The 14,278-nt window shown below is 69.7% G+C and carries 14 protein-coding genes and 1 pseudogene; 10 read left to right on the forward strand and 5 right to left on the reverse strand.

Annotated elements, in window-relative coordinates; genetic code table 11:
• Positions 1–461 (reverse strand): DUF6309 family protein (locus tag ACIRDX_RS09905; protein WP_396625256.1); only part of this gene is annotated, 461 nt, incomplete at its 3' end.
• 76 nt (positions 462–537) lie between these two features.
• On the opposite strand from ACIRDX_RS09905, the gene ACIRDX_RS09910 reads away from it, so the two are divergent.
• The 4 genes from ACIRDX_RS09910 to ACIRDX_RS09925 all read left to right on the forward strand — a co-directional run bounded on the left by ACIRDX_RS09910 (position 538) and on the right by ACIRDX_RS09925 (position 3,372).
• Positions 538–1,284, forward strand: coding sequence for an Ig-like domain-containing protein (locus ACIRDX_RS09910; protein ID WP_396625257.1), 747 nt, complete (start codon positions 538–540; stop codon positions 1,282–1,284).
• 232 nt (positions 1,285–1,516) lie between these two features.
• Positions 1,517–2,623 carry a glycine oxidase ThiO gene (gene thiO / locus ACIRDX_RS09915; protein ID WP_396625258.1) on the forward strand — a complete coding sequence of 369 codons (1,107 nt, stop codon included), beginning with the start codon at positions 1,517–1,519 and terminating at the stop codon, positions 2,621–2,623.
• 11 nt (positions 2,624–2,634) lie between these two features.
• Positions 2,635–2,940: a 4a-hydroxytetrahydrobiopterin dehydratase gene (locus ACIRDX_RS09920; RefSeq protein WP_396625259.1), complete on the forward strand. Its 306-nt coding sequence runs from the start codon at positions 2,635–2,637 to the stop codon at positions 2,938–2,940.
• 108 nt (positions 2,941–3,048) lie between these two features.
• The gene (locus tag ACIRDX_RS09925; RefSeq protein ID WP_396625260.1) at positions 3,049–3,372 is read left to right on the forward strand and encodes a heavy metal-binding domain-containing protein; all 324 of its coding nucleotides are present in this window, start codon (positions 3,049–3,051) and stop codon (positions 3,370–3,372) included.
• Positions 3,373–3,508: 136 nt separating this feature from the next.
• Here the strand turns inward: ACIRDX_RS09925 and ACIRDX_RS09930 are convergent, their stop codons facing one another.
• From ACIRDX_RS09930 to ACIRDX_RS09940, 3 genes and pseudogenes are all read right to left on the reverse strand, one after another.
• Positions 3,509–3,793, reverse strand: a complete 285-nt coding sequence (locus ACIRDX_RS09930) for a BMC domain-containing protein (RefSeq protein ID WP_396625261.1) — start codon at positions 3,791–3,793, stop codon at positions 3,509–3,511.
• A 121-nt stretch (positions 3,794–3,914) separates the two neighbouring features.
• Positions 3,915–5,036 carry an alanine racemase gene (locus ACIRDX_RS09935; RefSeq protein WP_396625262.1) on the reverse strand — a complete coding sequence of 374 codons (1,122 nt, stop codon included), beginning with the start codon at positions 5,034–5,036 and terminating at the stop codon, positions 3,915–3,917.
• 198 nt (positions 5,037–5,234) lie between these two features.
• Positions 5,235–5,384 (reverse strand): annotated as a pseudogene (locus ACIRDX_RS09940) (DUF1501 domain-containing protein); the annotation flags it as partial.
• A gap of 1,045 nt (positions 5,385–6,429) precedes the next feature.
• Between ACIRDX_RS09940 and ACIRDX_RS09945 the strand changes: the two are divergent.
• The 6 genes from ACIRDX_RS09945 (at position 6,430) to ACIRDX_RS09970 (ending at position 12,734) form a co-directional block, all read left to right on the forward strand.
• Positions 6,430–7,188: a bacteriorhodopsin-like gene (locus ACIRDX_RS09945; RefSeq protein ID WP_396625263.1), complete on the forward strand. Its 759-nt coding sequence runs from the start codon at positions 6,430–6,432 to the stop codon at positions 7,186–7,188.
• A gap of 136 nt (positions 7,189–7,324) precedes the next feature.
• Positions 7,325–8,131, forward strand: coding sequence for a polyprenyl synthetase family protein (locus ACIRDX_RS09950; protein ID WP_396625264.1), 807 nt, complete (start codon positions 7,325–7,327; stop codon positions 8,129–8,131).
• Entirely contained in the window at positions 8,128–9,639 is a 1,512-nt protein-coding gene (crtI, locus tag ACIRDX_RS09955) for a phytoene desaturase family protein (protein ID WP_396625265.1), read from the forward strand. Before ACIRDX_RS09950 ends, crtI begins: the two co-directional genes overlap by 4 nt.
• 5 nt (positions 9,640–9,644) lie before the next feature.
• Positions 9,645–10,580, forward strand: a complete 936-nt coding sequence (locus ACIRDX_RS09960; protein ID WP_396625266.1) for a phytoene/squalene synthase family protein — start codon at positions 9,645–9,647, stop codon at positions 10,578–10,580.
• A gap of 13 nt (positions 10,581–10,593) precedes the next feature.
• Entirely contained in the window at positions 10,594–11,736 is a 1,143-nt protein-coding gene (locus ACIRDX_RS09965; protein ID WP_396625267.1) for a lycopene cyclase family protein, read from the forward strand.
• The gene (locus ACIRDX_RS09970) at positions 11,733–12,734 is read left to right on the forward strand and encodes a Brp/Blh family beta-carotene 15,15'-dioxygenase (protein ID WP_396625268.1); all 1,002 of its coding nucleotides are present in this window, start codon (positions 11,733–11,735) and stop codon (positions 12,732–12,734) included. Before ACIRDX_RS09965 ends, ACIRDX_RS09970 begins: the two co-directional genes overlap by 4 nt.
• Before the next feature lie 74 nt (positions 12,735–12,808).
• Here the strand turns inward: ACIRDX_RS09970 and ACIRDX_RS09975 are convergent, their stop codons facing one another.
• Complete coding sequence (locus ACIRDX_RS09975; protein ID WP_396625269.1) at positions 12,809–14,275, reverse strand: DUF1501 domain-containing protein; 1,467 nt, start codon at positions 14,273–14,275, stop codon at positions 12,809–12,811.
• Positions 14,276–14,278 lie beyond the last annotated feature (3 nt).

A 14,278-nucleotide genomic window follows, 5' to 3' on the forward strand; every position in this document is an offset into this window, starting at 1 on the left:
CCGCGCAGCCAGGCGCCGAGGGCGCGGTGGAGGCCGTCGACGATGACGAGGGGGGCGTGGTCGGGCTTGAGGCGGTCGCCGACGGAGGTGTGTGAGACGACCAGGCATGACGGGGCCTGGCGACGGGCGGCCTGAATCCGTCCCCAGCACGACGGATTGGCTGCGGCGTAGGTCTCCGCGTGGGTCTCGAGCCAGGCGCCGAGCGAGGCCAGCGTGCCGCCGTCGGGGCCATCGCCGAGCGTCATCGCATCGCCATGGCAGGGTTCGCCCGCGTGCGCGGGCAGCCAGAGGGCGGCGAACTCGTGCGCGTCGAGGTGCACGCGCATCCATCCGGCGCCCGAGGCATCGAGCGCGGCGACGAGCGGCAGCGCCCACCGCGACGGCACGTGGCCGGGGTAGGTGGCGGCGGCGATCTCGGCGTCGATCGTGGCGCGGGGGACGTCGGGGGCGAGGATGTGCACGTGGAGGGCTACAGCCTACAGGCTACAGGCCACCTGACGGTTTCCGAACCCGGGCGCAACTTGCTACAGTCGCGACGTGACGTCTCGCCTGGTGGCCACCGCGATCGCGGGGCTGGCCTTCCTGTTCGCCGGTTGCGGCAACAACTCGTCCACGCCCACCGCGCCCTCCGGCGCGTTGCAGGTGACGACGACCCGCGCCATCCTGCGGGCCGGCGAGACGTTGCCACTCACCGTGACCGGGCCGGGCGGCGCCCCGGTGACCGGCGGCACCTGGACGACCAGCGACGCGAGCGTGCTCACGGTGAGTCCTGCGGGCATCGCCACGGCCACCCGCGCCGGGCGCGTCACGGTGACGGTGACGACAGGCAATGCGTCGGGAAGCCTCGCGTTGCGCGTGGTACCCGACTACCAGGGCACGTGGACGGGCGGGCTGGCGCGGCCGCAGATCACCTGCAGCGCGGCGTCGCCGGCGGCCTTGTGCGCGCCGGGCGCGCAGACGACCGGCACGCTCACGCTGCGGGTCACGCAGATGGGCGATCAGCTGACCGGCACGATGGTCGACTCGGCCGAGCCCAACGCCACGATCCCCGTGGCGGGGCAGGTGCAGTCAGACGATCAGCTGTCGCTGGCGGGGCGGCTCGACACGCCCGTGGCGACGCCCACGACCCGGATCGAGGTCGTCACGCTGCGCGCCACGCAGGACGCCATCCTCGGCACGCTCACCGGCAGCTACCAGTGGCTGGTGAGCCGCGCGCCGGCCAGCGGCGGCGCGCTGCAGGCCGACTACAGCGCACAGGTCCAGTTCCGCGACCTGAAGAAGTAGCGCGGCCTGCCGCTGTGCTGTCTGAGCCCTGCGCCTTGAGCCCTGAGCCTGCTGTGGTGTGCTTCCGAGCCCCCAGCCCCCAGCCCCGACGCTGATGTGTGCTTTCTGAGCCCTGAGCCCTGAGCCGTGAGCCTGCTGGGGTGTGCTTCCGAGCTCCAAGCCCCTAGCCCCCGCGCTGCGGCGTGCTTTCCGAGCCCCCAGCCCCCAGCCCCAAGCCCGCTACACTTGTCCCGTGTCGTCGCACCCTGATGTGATCGTCGTCGGCGCAGGGTTGATCGGATGTGCGGTCGCCCATGCCCTTGCCCGCACCGGGGCGTCGGTGCTGGTGCTCGACGCGGCCGCGCCCGGCTCCGGCGCGTCGCAGGCGTCGGCCGGCATGCTCTGCCCGCACATCGAAGGGGCGCACGACCCCGTTCTCGCGCAGCTTGGCGCCCAGAGCCTCGACCGCTACGAGGCGTTCGTCCATCGCGCCCGCCACGACTCGGGCCTCGACGTGCCCTACGTGCGCAACGGCACGCTGCAGGTGGCCGACAGCGAGGAGGGCGCGCACGCGCTGTCGACGCTCGCCGACACGCTGCACGGGCAGGGCGTGCCGTGCCACTTCGCCGACACCGAGGCCGAGGTCCGCGAGCTCGAGCCGCTGCTGCGGCCGCAGCGGGCGGGCCTGCTCATCGAATCCCATGGGGCGGTGCGCATGCGCGATCTGGTCGAGGCGCTGCGCCACGCGGCGCTGCACCAGAGCGCGCGGTTCCTGTCGTCGGAGCGCGTCGAGCGGCTGTCCCGCGAGGACGGCCGCCTGACGGTCCAGACGCACGCGCACACCTTCACGGCGCCCCACGTGGTGGTGACGGCCGGCGCCTGGGCGATGCACCTGCCCGTCGAGGGCCACCCGACCATCCCCACGCACCCGGTACGCGGCCAGTTGCTGCGCCTGCAGATGGCCAGCGGCGCGCTGCGTCGCGTGACCTGGGGCAACGGCATCTACCTCGTGCCCTGGGCCGACGAGCTGCTCGTGGGCGCCACCGCCGAGAACGTGGGGTTCGACTCGCGCGCCACGGTGGCGGGCGTGATGCAGCTCTGCACCGCGGCGCAGGGGCTCGTGCCCGACCTCCACGACGCCGCCTTCACCGAGGTTCGCGTCGGCCTGCGCCCCGGCTCCCCCGACGGCTACCCACTCATCGGGGTGTCGCACCGCCTGCCGGGCCTGGTGTTCGCCACGGGCCACTATCGCAACGGCGCGCTGCTGGCGCCGCTCACGGCCGATCTCGTCGCCGACATCGTGCGCAACCCGTCCACCCCGGTGCCGCCGGCGCTTGCCGCGTCACGCTTCGATCTCTGAAGGCTGGCCACATGTCCGACCCACTCGACGCCGCGCAGCTCGACTCCGCCCTCGCCGAACTCCCCGGCTGGTCGCTGAAGGGCACTGCCATCGAGCGTCAGTTCACGATCACGAGCTTCCCGGACGCCGTGGCGCTGCTCACGCGCCTCGCGTTCGAGGCCGAAGCCGTCGATCACCACCCCGACTTCGTGCTCGAGTACCGTCGCCTCACCGTGCGCTACTGGACCCACACGGCCGGCGGCGTCACGCAGAAGGACATCGACGCCGCGCACGCCGCCAACCGCCTGTCGGCGCAGTACAGCGTGTTCGAGAAGTAGGGGAGTCGGGAATCGGGAATCGGGTAGCGGGGAGCGGGAATCGGGGAGCGGAAGAGCAGGGACGGCCGACTGCCGACTGCCGACGCCCGACTGCCGGGGAGAAACGCCATGCTGATCACGACGACGTCCACGCTCGACAACGCGAAGGTGGTGAAGTACATCGGCCTGGTGAGCGGTGAGGCCATCCTCGGCGCCAACATCTTCCGCGACCTCTTCGCCGGCATCCGCGACATCGTCGGCGGCCGGTCGGCGGCCTACGAGTCGGAGTTGCGGAAGGCCAAGGATCTTGCGGTGCAGGAGATGCAGCAGCAGGCCGCGGCGCTGGGGGCCAACGCCATCATCGGCGTCGATCTCGACTACGAGACGATCGGCAACGGCGGCAGCATGCTGATGGTGAGCGCAAGCGGCACGGCGGTGGTCATCGCGCAGTAAGTGGCAATTCGAAATTCGACATTCGAAATGCTCGAGGGCGACGGCCTTCGGCCTGTCGCCCCGCGCACATCATCGAGCGGCGAGGGCCGAAAGGCCCGGCCGCCGAGAATTTCACCTGTCCAATTTCGAATTGCGGTCAGGAGATCGGGAAGATCTGCTCGACGTCGTCCGCAGGGCGCGGGATGACGTGGACGCCGATGAGCTCGCCGACGCGGCGGGCCGCGGCGGCCCCGGCATCGGTCGCGGCCTTCACGGCGGCGACGTCGCCGCGGACGATGGCGGTCACCATGCCGGCGTCGACCTTCTGCCAGCTCACGAATGTGACGTTGGCAGTCTTCAGCATCGCGTCGGTGGCTTCGACCATGCCCACCAGCCCGCGTGTCTCGACCATCCCCAGCGCCTCGCCCGTCGGCTGTCCCATAGCGAGGCGAGTGTATCAGCAATGCCGGGCCAGCCGGGAGTGCCCTTCGACTACGCTCAGGGCAAGCAGGGAATGCAGACAATTCCCGCCCCTACCCGAAACCCGCTACCCGATACCCGCTCTAATTGACCAACCCCCGCGCCTCGACCTTCTGGGTCTCGACCACCGTCTCGCCCTCGACCACCGTGTAGCCGTTGCTGAGGTTGGCCACCACGCAGGCGTGGTTGGGGATCACGGTCACGCGGTCGCCGATGCGCAGGCGGGTGGGGCCGGTCACGCGGACCACCCCGTGCTCCTCTGACAGCCGCTCGATGACCAGGCCCGGATCGGGCTGGCCGTCGGGCCCGAGCACGACGCCGAAGCCGGTGGCGGCGCCGGCGAAGCCGCGTGCGCCGTCAGACGACAGCACCTTGCTGCCGCAGTCGAGCACCAGGCGATCGGGTGCCGGGAAGGACGTGACCGAGGCGTGCACGCGCAGCGCGCAGTCCTGCCACTCGACCACGCCGAGGCCGACCTGGGTGCGGTCGTGGAACACGTAGTTGCCCGGGCGCAGTTCGGTGATGCCGGGGAGCCCGGCGCTGAGGCGCGCCGTGGGCGTCGATCCGACGCTGACCTCCTCGAGCAGTACGCCACGCGCCGCGCAGCCCGCGACCAGCTCCTGCATCATCGCCGCCTCGGCGCCGGCGATGTCGCGCACGTGGTCGAGCGAACTCGCCCCGTACGAGTGGCCCGCGTGGCTGAGCAGGCCGCGCAGGTCGAGGCCCGGCATCCGGCTCACGGTCTCGATGAACCCGATGGCGTCACGCTGCGTCGGGTCGACGCCGCAGCGGTGCGTCCCGACGTCGATCTTCACGAGCACCTCGAGCCGCCGCCCCGCGGCCGCCATGGCGTCGGACCACCCCTGCGCCACGCCCAGGTCGTCGACGATGGTCGAGAGGCGTACGCCGTCCATGAGCGAGAGCACGCGCGGCGCGTAGGTCGGCGAGATCGGGTAGGCGATGCGGATGTCGTCGATGCCGGCCGCCGCGAACACCTCGGCCTCGCCGGGCTTGGCGCACGTCATGCCGATCGCGCCGGCCGCGACCTGCTGGCGGGCGATCCAGCCGCTCTTGTGGGTCTTGCCGTGCGGCCGCAGCCGCTTGCCGCCGGCCGCCGCGGCCTCCGCCATGCGCGCGATGTTGCGCTGCAGGGCGGGGGCATCGATGACGACGAGTGGGGTCTGGAGGTCGGCGAGGGTCGGCACGGGGACAGCTTAACGCTTAACGCTTAACGACTAACGCTTGACGCGGCGCGGCCATGCCTCATGTCGCCATTGCCCTCGCCGCGATATCAACGGCGCGATGAGGACATCGCGCCCTACCTCTGAGGGGGACATCGCGCCCTCCCGATGCGAAGAGGTAGGGCGGCATGTCCCCATGCCGCCGCTGCCCCTCAGCGCGACTCACGCCAGCAGCTTCTCGATCACGTGACCATGCACGTCGGTGAGGCGGAAGTCGCGGCCCTGGAAGCGGAAGGTGAGCTTCTTGTGGTCGAGGCCGAGCAGGTGGAGGATCGTCGCGTGGATGTCGTGGACGTGCGCACGATCCTCGATGGGGCCGAACGTGACCCCTCACCATGCCGCAGCTGGCACATTGCGAGGGCCGAGGGATGTCAGAGCGCGATCCGCGCGCCGGCGCTCGTCAGCTTGCCGTACTCGCGGCCGGTCATCAGGCCGGCGTCCTTGAGCCTCTTCGACAAGTCGCCGACGCACGTCACCGCGCCACCGGGGTTGCTGGCCGACGCTTCACAGTACGTCACAAAGTCGCTGATGCGGCACCCGCTGACGGACACGGTATTCGGGACTCTGATGCCGATGCTGCCGACGACCACGGTGGGGGACTGACTCGAGCCGAACCACGCATCCACGCCATCGGCAACGCCATACCGATCGGAGAACCAGCCGACGCTCTGGAAAATCGACAGCGTTAGATCGAAGGGCGGCTTGTGCGCGTGCGTCAGGTCGGCGTTGATTGACGGCTCCATCAGCAGGTTGCGTGAGGCGCTGGTGTCGACGTGCGAACCTGACGAGCCGTGATCACGGGATTGGGCATGTGGAGCATGGCGCGGTGCGCGGACGGGATGCTGATGGTCGGGTCAGCCGCTCCCAGTCCGGCGGGCGGTTCGCCGACTACGTTGTCGGCGATCAGCACCCGAAGGCGCCGGCATGCTGGGCATTGCTCACCTTCGTGGGTTGAACGCTGCGCCCACCCGAATCGTTACCGGGCTCAGGGTCTCCGCAGCCCACAGGTCTACCGCGTGCCGGACCGCGATGCGCCGCTGCTTACCGAGGGTGGTTCCCGCGTTGCCGCCGCCAGCCCCGCGCTGCAATGAGGGCAGGCGAGACAGTCGTCTCAATGCCGGCAGATAGGCTCGGCCATTAGAAGAATTGCGATCAGCACGAATCCGACTGGCGTTCATGCACCGTTGCCACCAGTTCGGGCGTCGAATTTCAGCGAGCCGGCTCTGGCAAGAACTGCCACTTTTTCGTACACTGCCCGGACGGCCACGGCAGGCGCCTCCTTGGCCTGCCGTCATCACCTGCCCACTCGAGCGATGACGTAACCAGCCAGGCACCACAAGGCACCGGGGGTCAACACATGGACGCACTGACCGCAGGCCAGTTCTCTCTGGTCTACAACGCAATCTCGTTTGGCGTAGCGGCATTCGCTGCTGCGACGCTGTTCTTCTGGTTCGGCCGCTCGCAAGTCAATCACCACTACAAGACGACGCTCACCATCAGTGGGCTGGTCACCTTCATCGCGCTCTATCACTACTGGCGCATCTTCGGCAGCTGGACTGGCTCCTACGAGGTCGTCAACGGCGTGGTCACCGCGACTGGCGCCGAGTTCAATCGCGCCTACCGTTACGTCGACTGGCTGTTGACCGTGCCGCTGCTGCTGATTGAACTGATCCTGGTGATGCGCCTGTCCCAGGCCGAAACCGTCTCCAGATCCGTCACGCTCGGTGGCGCCGCTGCGCTGATGATTCTGCTGGGATACCCGGGTGAAGTCTCGGCAGGCATCGATTCGACCCGGTTGCTCTTTGGTGCGTTGTCGATGGTTCCATTCCTCTACATCGTGTTCTCGCTGTACAGCAGCCTGGGCGAGGCCATCGAGCGCCAGCCCGAGTCGGTCCGCGGCCTGGTCCGACTTGCTCGCACCCTGACGGTGGTGGCGTGGTTCTTCTACCCGGTGGTCTACTTCCTGCCGTTCGTGTTCAGGATGAACGGTGGGATGACGATCGCCGTCATCGAAGTCGGATACACCGTCGCCGACGTCACCGCCAAGGCCGTCTTCGGCCTGCTGATTTACGCGATCGCCGTGCGCAAGTCCGAGGCGGAGGGCCTGCAGGCCTGAGTCCCTGCTTCCCATGCACGTGCGGGGCGGGGCGGGCCCGGCTTGTCCCGGCGCCCACCCCGCCCCCGGGCACTGACCCGGCGAGGCGTACATGCACAGCGACGACGAACCATCCATCGCGCAAGTCGAGTTACTGATGATCGATCTCGTGCGGGAAGGCTCTGGTGAGGCCGGCAGGGCCGCCGCCTTCCATCTGGCCGCCGGGGGCTCGCGGGTGCGGGCCCGGCTTGCGCTGGACGCGGCTCGCGCACTCGCGCTCCGTGACCGCGACGCCATTGCCATTGCCGCCACCTGCGAACTCCTGCACAACGCATCCCTGGTCCATGACGACCTGCAGGACCGCGACGTCGTCCGGCGCGGACAGGACGCCGTGTGGCGCCGGTATGGCGCGGCTGCCGCAATCTGCGTCGGCGACCTGCTGCTGTCGGCGGCGTACGCGGCGCTCGCGAGGACCGGTCCGGCCGCTGCCGCTCTCATCGTCCGGATGCACCAGCGCGTCGCCGCAGTCATCAGCGGGCAGTGCCACGACATCGCCCTGCAGGGCCGCGCCATCGCATCGCTCGAGACCTATGAACAGGTGGCCAGGGCCAAGTCGGGCCCCCTGCTGATCCTGCCGACCGAACTGGCGCTGGCGCTGGCCGGTCACGAGGACGCGATTCCCAACGCGGTGGAGGCCGGGGCACTGTTTGCGGTCGGCTACCAGATCGCCGATGACCTGGAGGACGTGCAGCGCGACGCCCTCACCGAGGAGCTCAACATCGTTGCGGTGCTGGCTGCCGCAGGTGAGACGCAGCCTCAGGCACGCGCACGCGACCTTGCGGTGGTCCGATTCGGCCAGGCGCACGCTGCCGCGACGGTGCTGCCCTGCGGGTGCGGTGCACTTTTGGCGGCGCACGCGTTGCGGCAGTGCCTGTCGCTGTCGCCCGTGCTCGAGACCGCATGAGCCGCGTGGTGGTGATCGGTGCCGGCTTCGGAGGCATCGCCGCGGCGCTGCGGGCCCGGGCCAAGGGCCATGACGTCACGCTGGTCGACCGCTGCGCACGGCTCGGCGGGCGCGCGCAGGTGTTCGAGAAGGACGGATTCCGGCACGATGCCGGCCCCACGGTGCTGACCGCGCCGTTTCTCTTCGAGGAACTGTTCGCGCTGTTCGGCAAGGACATCGCCGACTACGTCAGCATCGTCCCGCTGCCGCTGTGGTACCGGTTTCACTTCCACGACGGCGAGACCTTCGACTACGGAGGCGGCATCGAGCAGACCCTTGCCGAGATCACGCGCATCCATCCACCGGATGCGCAGGGGTACCTCCAGCTGCTCGAACAGTCGCGACGCATCTACGATGTCGGCTTCACCGCGCTCGCCGACGCGCCGTTCCATCGCTTCCTCTTCATGCTCCGGCAGGTGCCACAGCTGCTCCGCCTGGGCGCGTACCGTTCGGTGTGGCAGATGGTGTCGCGGTGCGTCACGCACGACAAGATCCGTCAGGCCTTCTCCATCCAGCCCCTGCTGGTGGGCGGCAATCCCTTCGACACCACCAGCATCTACGGGCTGATTCATTTCCTCGAGCGCGCCCACGGCGTGCACTTCGCGATGGGCGGCACGGGCGCGCTGGTCGACGGCCTGGCGCGCTTGATGGTCGAGCAGGGCATCACGGTACGGCTCGAGACCACCGTGACGTCGATCGAGGTCGAGAACGGGCAGGTGCGTGCCGTGCTGACCGAGGCGGGCGCACGCATCGAGACCGATCACCTGGTGTCCGACGCCGATCCGGTCCACCTCTACAACACGCTGCTTCCACGATCTGCCGCCAGGCGTTCGGCGCGGATCAAGGCCCGTCACTCCGAACAGTCCATGGGCCTGTTCGTCCTGTACTTCGGCACGAACCGCCAGTATCCCGACGTCGCCCACCACACCATCTGGATGGGGCCACGCTACCGTGAACTGCTCGACGACATCTTCCACCGCAAGGTCCTGGCCGAAGACTTCTCGATCTACCTGCACCGCCCGACGGCCACCGACCCGAGTTTCGCCCCGGAGGGATGCGACAGCTTCTATGCCCTGATACCCGTGCCCAACCTGACGGCCGGCATCGATTGGGCCGTCGAGGGACCGCGTCTTCGCGACCGTGTCGTCGCGGCGCTCGGTGGCACGCTGTTGCCGGGATTGGCCGAGTCCATCCGCGCGGATTTCTTCATGACCCCGGAGGACTTCGAGTCGCGCTACCTGTCGCCTGCCGGCGCCGGGTTTTCGATCGCCCCGCACTTCAGCCAGTCGGCGTGGTTCCGGTTCCACAACCGCGGCGAGGGTCCCCGCAACCTGTACCTGGTCGGCGCGGGCAGCCATCCGGGCGCCGGGCTGCCGGGAGTCCTGTCGTCGGCCAAGGTCGTGGATCGGTTGCTTCCCTCGGCGGCCGACGATCGTGCGCGGCTCACGCCGGAGGCAGTGCCAGCGTGACTGCCGTGGCGACGGACCGCACCGTAGTGCGCGACGTGCCCGTCGCCGCCCGTGCCGTGCTGCGCCGCCATGGGCGGACGTTCTTCTTCGCTAGCCACCTGCTTGGATCCCGGCATGCCGCGCGCGCGGCCACGCTGTATGCCTTCTGCCGCCACGTCGACAACCTGGCCGACGATGGAGGCGATCCATCGGCCGCGCGGGCAGCACTGGCGGTTGTGTCCAACGCGCTGCTGTCCGGCCACGCCAACGACCCCTGGACCGCTGCGATGCTGTCGCTGCAAGCACGCATCGGACTTCCGGCAGGGCCGGCCCTGGACTTGGTGGCCGGCGTCACCAGCGACCTGGAGGCCGTGCGAATGATCGACGAGGCCGCCCTGATCCGTTACGCCTACCGGGTCGCGGGAACGGTCGGCCTGATGATGTGCGCCGTGCTGGACGTCCACGATCCGCGCGCGCACCCATTCGCCATCGACCTCGGCATTGCCATGCAGTTGACCAACATCGCGAGGGACGTCGGCGAAGACGCCAGGATGGACCGTCGTTACCTGCCGGCGAGCTGGGTTGGCGACCTGCCGCCCATGGACATCGTCGCGCCGGGTCCCGCGCTGCAACGCACACTGTGCGACGCGACCCGCGGCCTGCTGGCGAGGGCTGACCGCCATTACGCCAGCGCCGAGTCGGGCTTCGGCTTCCTTCCCGCGCGTGCCCGCCTGGCCATCCTGACCGCCGCGCACACGTATCGCGCCATCGGCACGCGCATCGCCGCGAACGGTTATCGGACCTGGGACCAGCGCGCCGTCGTCGACACGACGGCCAAGGTCGGTCATGCCGCGACGGCGCTGCTGACGTTTGCGCTCTCCCGCCGGCTGCACCGCCGCGATGCACTGCATGACGCGTCACTGCAGATCGCGCTGGCGCGCCAGGGCGGTACGCATGGCTGACCGTGCCGACCTGGTGGTGATCGGCGGCGGCCTCGCCGGCTTGTCGCTGGCTATGCGTCTGGCGCAGTTGGGCTACGGTGGCCGGGTACGCATCATCGAGCCTCGGCAGCACTATGAGGATGACCGCAGCTGGGCGTTCTGGACCACGCGCGGCAGCGTGTGGGCGGCCTCCGCCACCCGCACGTGGGATCGGTGGCGCTTCTCGATGACCGACGGGGAGAGCCTGACGCGAAGCGCCGAAGGCTGGTGCTACGCCTACGTGCGGAGCGAGGAGTTCTACCAGGCCGCCCTGCGCACGATCGCCGGCAGCCCGAACATCACCCTGCTGACGGGCACCCGGGCCGCCGACATCGAAGCGCTCGGCGACGACGTCCACGTGTCCACCACAGGCCACGGCGGCATCCTGACGGCGCGGCATGTGGTGGATACGCGGTCCCCGTCGGCCAGCCAGTGTTCGGCCGCCACGCTCTTCCAGTCCTTCGTGGGACACGAGTTGCGGTTGTCTCAGCCCGGCTTCGACGCCGAGCAGGTCGAGCTGATGACGGACATGCGATGCGACGCGCGCGGCTTCGTGTTCTCGTACGTGCTGGCGCTCTCACCGACCCGGGCGCTGGTGGAGGTGACGCGATTCACGCCGCAACCGATCGGCGCGGCCGAACTCGCGCCTGACCTGGAATCCCTGCTGGACGCCCGCGGCTGGTCGCATGCCGAGAGGCTGCGCAGTGAATCGGCGACTCTGCCCATGGGCCTGCCGGCCCCGGCCGGCGCGGGCACGGTGCGTGGCGTGGTCCGCGCAGGGATCGGTGGCGGGGCGCTGCGTGCGGCATCAGGTTACGGTTTCCTTCGCATCCAAGCGTGGGCAGACTCATGCGCCGACGCGTTGGTCCAGGGCTGTCCGCCGGTGGGGCATCCGGACGATCCGCCGATGCGCTGCTGGATGGACCGCCTGTTCCTGCGGGTGCTGGCAAGCCATCCTGCGCGCACGCCGGAGTTCTTCCTGCGGCTGGCGTCGTCGGTTCCGGGCCCGGCGTTCGTTCGCTTCATGTCCGACCAGGCGGGATGGGCCGACCACGGCCGCATCATCGCGGCGTTGCCGCCCGTGCCCTTCCTGCAGGCGCTGCGCGCGAGGCCGCGCCGCACGAGGCTGCCGGCATGACGCACCGTGTCACAGGGGTGATGACGCCAGAGAGCTGGCTGTTCTTCGCACTGGGTGCGTTTGCCGTCGCCGTGCTGGCGGTGGACACGTCGGTGCTGCCGGACGACGCGCTGGTGATGGTGCTCGCGGTGGCGGTGGCGGTGACCGGCCTGCCGCATGGCGCGCTCGACCCCTGGGTCGCGTGGCGGGCGGGGCTGTGGCAGCGTCGCCGGGGATTGGTGGCGTTCCACTTGGCCTACGTCGGGATCGTCGCCGTGGTGGTCGCGACCTGGCGGCTGGCCCCTGGCCCGAGCCTGGCGGTATTCCTGGCGATCTCGGCATGGCATTTCGCCGGGGATTGGCGGCAGGACCTGCCCGGCTGGTCGCGCGCGGTGGCCGGCCTGGCCATGCTGGCCCTGCCGGCCTGGCGGCGGCCGGGAGGGGTAGATGGGATCTTCGGGCTGTTGGCCGGGGCTGATGGCTCGATGATCGCGGTCTGGCTGCACGTGGCCGCGCCCTGGCTGGCCCTGGGCATGGCGATCACGGCACTGGTGGCGTTGCGCCGCTCGCCCATCATCACGTTCGAACTGGCCGGCGTGGCGTTGCTAGCCGTGCTGCTGCCGCCACTGATGTACTTCATCGTCTACTTCTGCGCCTTGCACAGCGTGCGTCACCTGCGGACGGCGTTTCTCGACGCCGACCCTCCATCGCGGCCGCGCATGGCCGCCGTGGCGGTGCTGTACACCGTGCTGACGCTGGTGGCGGCGGTCCTGGCGTGGCCGTGGTTGGTGGCGGCCGGTGGGCCCGCCCCCACGCCAAGTGCCGACCTGCTCAGGCTGGTCTTCATCGGCCTGGCCGGCCTCACGCTGCCGCACATGCTGGTGGTGATGCTGTGCGAGGAGACACGGGACGCGCCGCGATACGCGACGACCACCTGGACGCCGCCGGGGCCGACGGGGCGAGCCAGGCCGGCTCCACCTGAGAACGGGTCTCCCGGTAACTGCGCCCGCCGCTGGTAGGTTCCTATCCCCTTGACGGCTTCCGCCCTCGAGGTGCGTCGACACTGCCGTCGCGAAGTCTCAGGAGCCCGGCCTCACGCCAGCAGTTTCTCGATCACGTGGCCGTGCACGTCGGTGAGGCGGAAGTCGCGGCCCTGGAAGCGGAAGGTGAGCTTCTTGTGGTCGAGGCCGAGCAGGTGGAGGATCGTCGCGTGGATGTCGTGGACGTGCGCGCGGTCGTCGATCGGGCTGAAGCCGAGATCGTCGGTCTCGCCGATGCGCGCGCCGGCCTTCACGCCGCCGCCGGCGAACCACATCGTGAACGCATCGATGTGGTGGTTGCGGCCCATGGTGTCGCGGTTCTCGCCCATCGGCGTCCGGCCGAATTCGCCGCCCCAGATCACGAGCGTGTCCTTCAGCAGGCCGCGGGCCTTGAGGTCGAGCACGAGCGCGGCCTGCGCCTGGTCGACCTCGCGGCAGACCTTCTCGAAGTCGCCCTGCAGGTTCTCGCCGGGGCCGCCGTGGCTGTCCCAGTTGGTGTGATAGAGCTGCACGAAGCGCGAGCCGCGCTCGACGAGCCGGCGCGCGAGCAGGCAGTTGCGCGCGAACGAGGGCGCGTCGCCCTCGATGCCATACAGCTTCTTCGTGGCCTCGCTCTCGCTCGAGAGATCGATCAGCTCGGGGGCGCTGGCCTGCATGCGTGAGGCCATCTCGTAGGCGGCGATGCGCGTGTGGATCTCGGCGTCGCCCGTCGCAACGGCGTGACTCAGGTTGAGATCGCGGATGGCGTCGATCGTCTGGCGCTGGCGCTCTGCGGAGACGCCCTCGGGGTTGGCCAGGTTGAGGATCGGGTCGCCGCTGCCGCGCAGCGGGACGCCCTGGTAGGTCGTCGGCAGGAAGCCGCTACCCCAGTTCACCGCGCCACCACGCGGTCCGCGCGGGCCTGACTGCAGCACCACGAATCCCGGCAGGTCGCGCGACTCGCTGCCGAGTCCGTAGGTGAGCCACGCCCCCATGCTCGGCCGGCCGAACTGGCCGGAGCCGGTATTCATGAACAGTTTCGCCGGCGCGTGGTTGAACAGATCCGCCGCGCACGAGTGCACGAACGTGACCTCGTCGACGATCTTTGCCGTGTACGGGAACAGCTCCGAGACCCACGCGCCGCTCTGGCCGTGCTGCCTGAAGGCGCGGCGCGTGCCGAGGAGCGTCGTGCCGTGGCTCGAGTCCATGAACGCGAAACGCTTGCCCTCGATGAGCGATGGCGGCACCTGCTGCCCGTTGAACTCGATCAGCTTGGGCTTGTAGTCGAAGAGCTCGAGCTGGCTGGGCGCGCCGGCCATGAACAGGAAGATGACGTTCTTGGCGCGCGCCGCGTGGTGGCCGGGTTTGGGCGCCATCGGATCGGGCAGGGCAGTGGGCCCCTGGGCCGCATGGAGCCGGCGCTCGCCGAGCATCGAGGCCAGCGCGATGCCGCCGAGGCCCATCGCACAGTGGCTGAAGAAGTGCCTGCGCGTCTGCTCGCCGAGGTGTGCAGCGGGATCGAAGGGAGGACGTGGCGGCATGGG

It is taken from the genome of Luteitalea sp., from assembly GCF_044337415.1.
Lineage (GTDB): Bacteria > Acidobacteriota > Vicinamibacteria > Vicinamibacterales > Vicinamibacteraceae > Luteitalea.

Excerpts from the sequence above, each read along its gene's own strand:
- ACIRDX_RS09970 (WP_396625268.1), top strand. The coding sequence starts at position 11,733 with ATGACGCACCGTGTCACAGGGGTGATGACGCCAGAGAGCTGGCTGTTC.
- crtI (WP_396625265.1), top strand. The coding sequence starts at position 8,128 with ATGAGCCGCGTGGTGGTGATCGGTGCCGGCTTCGGAGGCATCGCCGCG.
- ACIRDX_RS09930 (WP_396625261.1), bottom strand. The coding sequence starts at position 3,793 with ATGGGACAGCCGACGGGCGAGGCGCTGGGGATGGTCGAGACACGCGGG.
- ACIRDX_RS09920 (WP_396625259.1), top strand. The coding sequence starts at position 2,635 with ATGTCCGACCCACTCGACGCCGCGCAGCTCGACTCCGCCCTCGCCGAA.
- ACIRDX_RS09950 (WP_396625264.1), top strand. The coding sequence starts at position 7,325 with ATGATCGATCTCGTGCGGGAAGGCTCTGGTGAGGCCGGCAGGGCCGCC.
- ACIRDX_RS09975 (WP_396625269.1), bottom strand. The coding sequence starts at position 14,275 with ATGCCGCCACGTCCTCCCTTCGATCCCGCTGCACACCTCGGCGAGCAG.
- ACIRDX_RS09945 (WP_396625263.1), top strand. The coding sequence starts at position 6,430 with ATGGACGCACTGACCGCAGGCCAGTTCTCTCTGGTCTACAACGCAATC.
- ACIRDX_RS09925 (WP_396625260.1), top strand. The coding sequence starts at position 3,049 with ATGCTGATCACGACGACGTCCACGCTCGACAACGCGAAGGTGGTGAAG.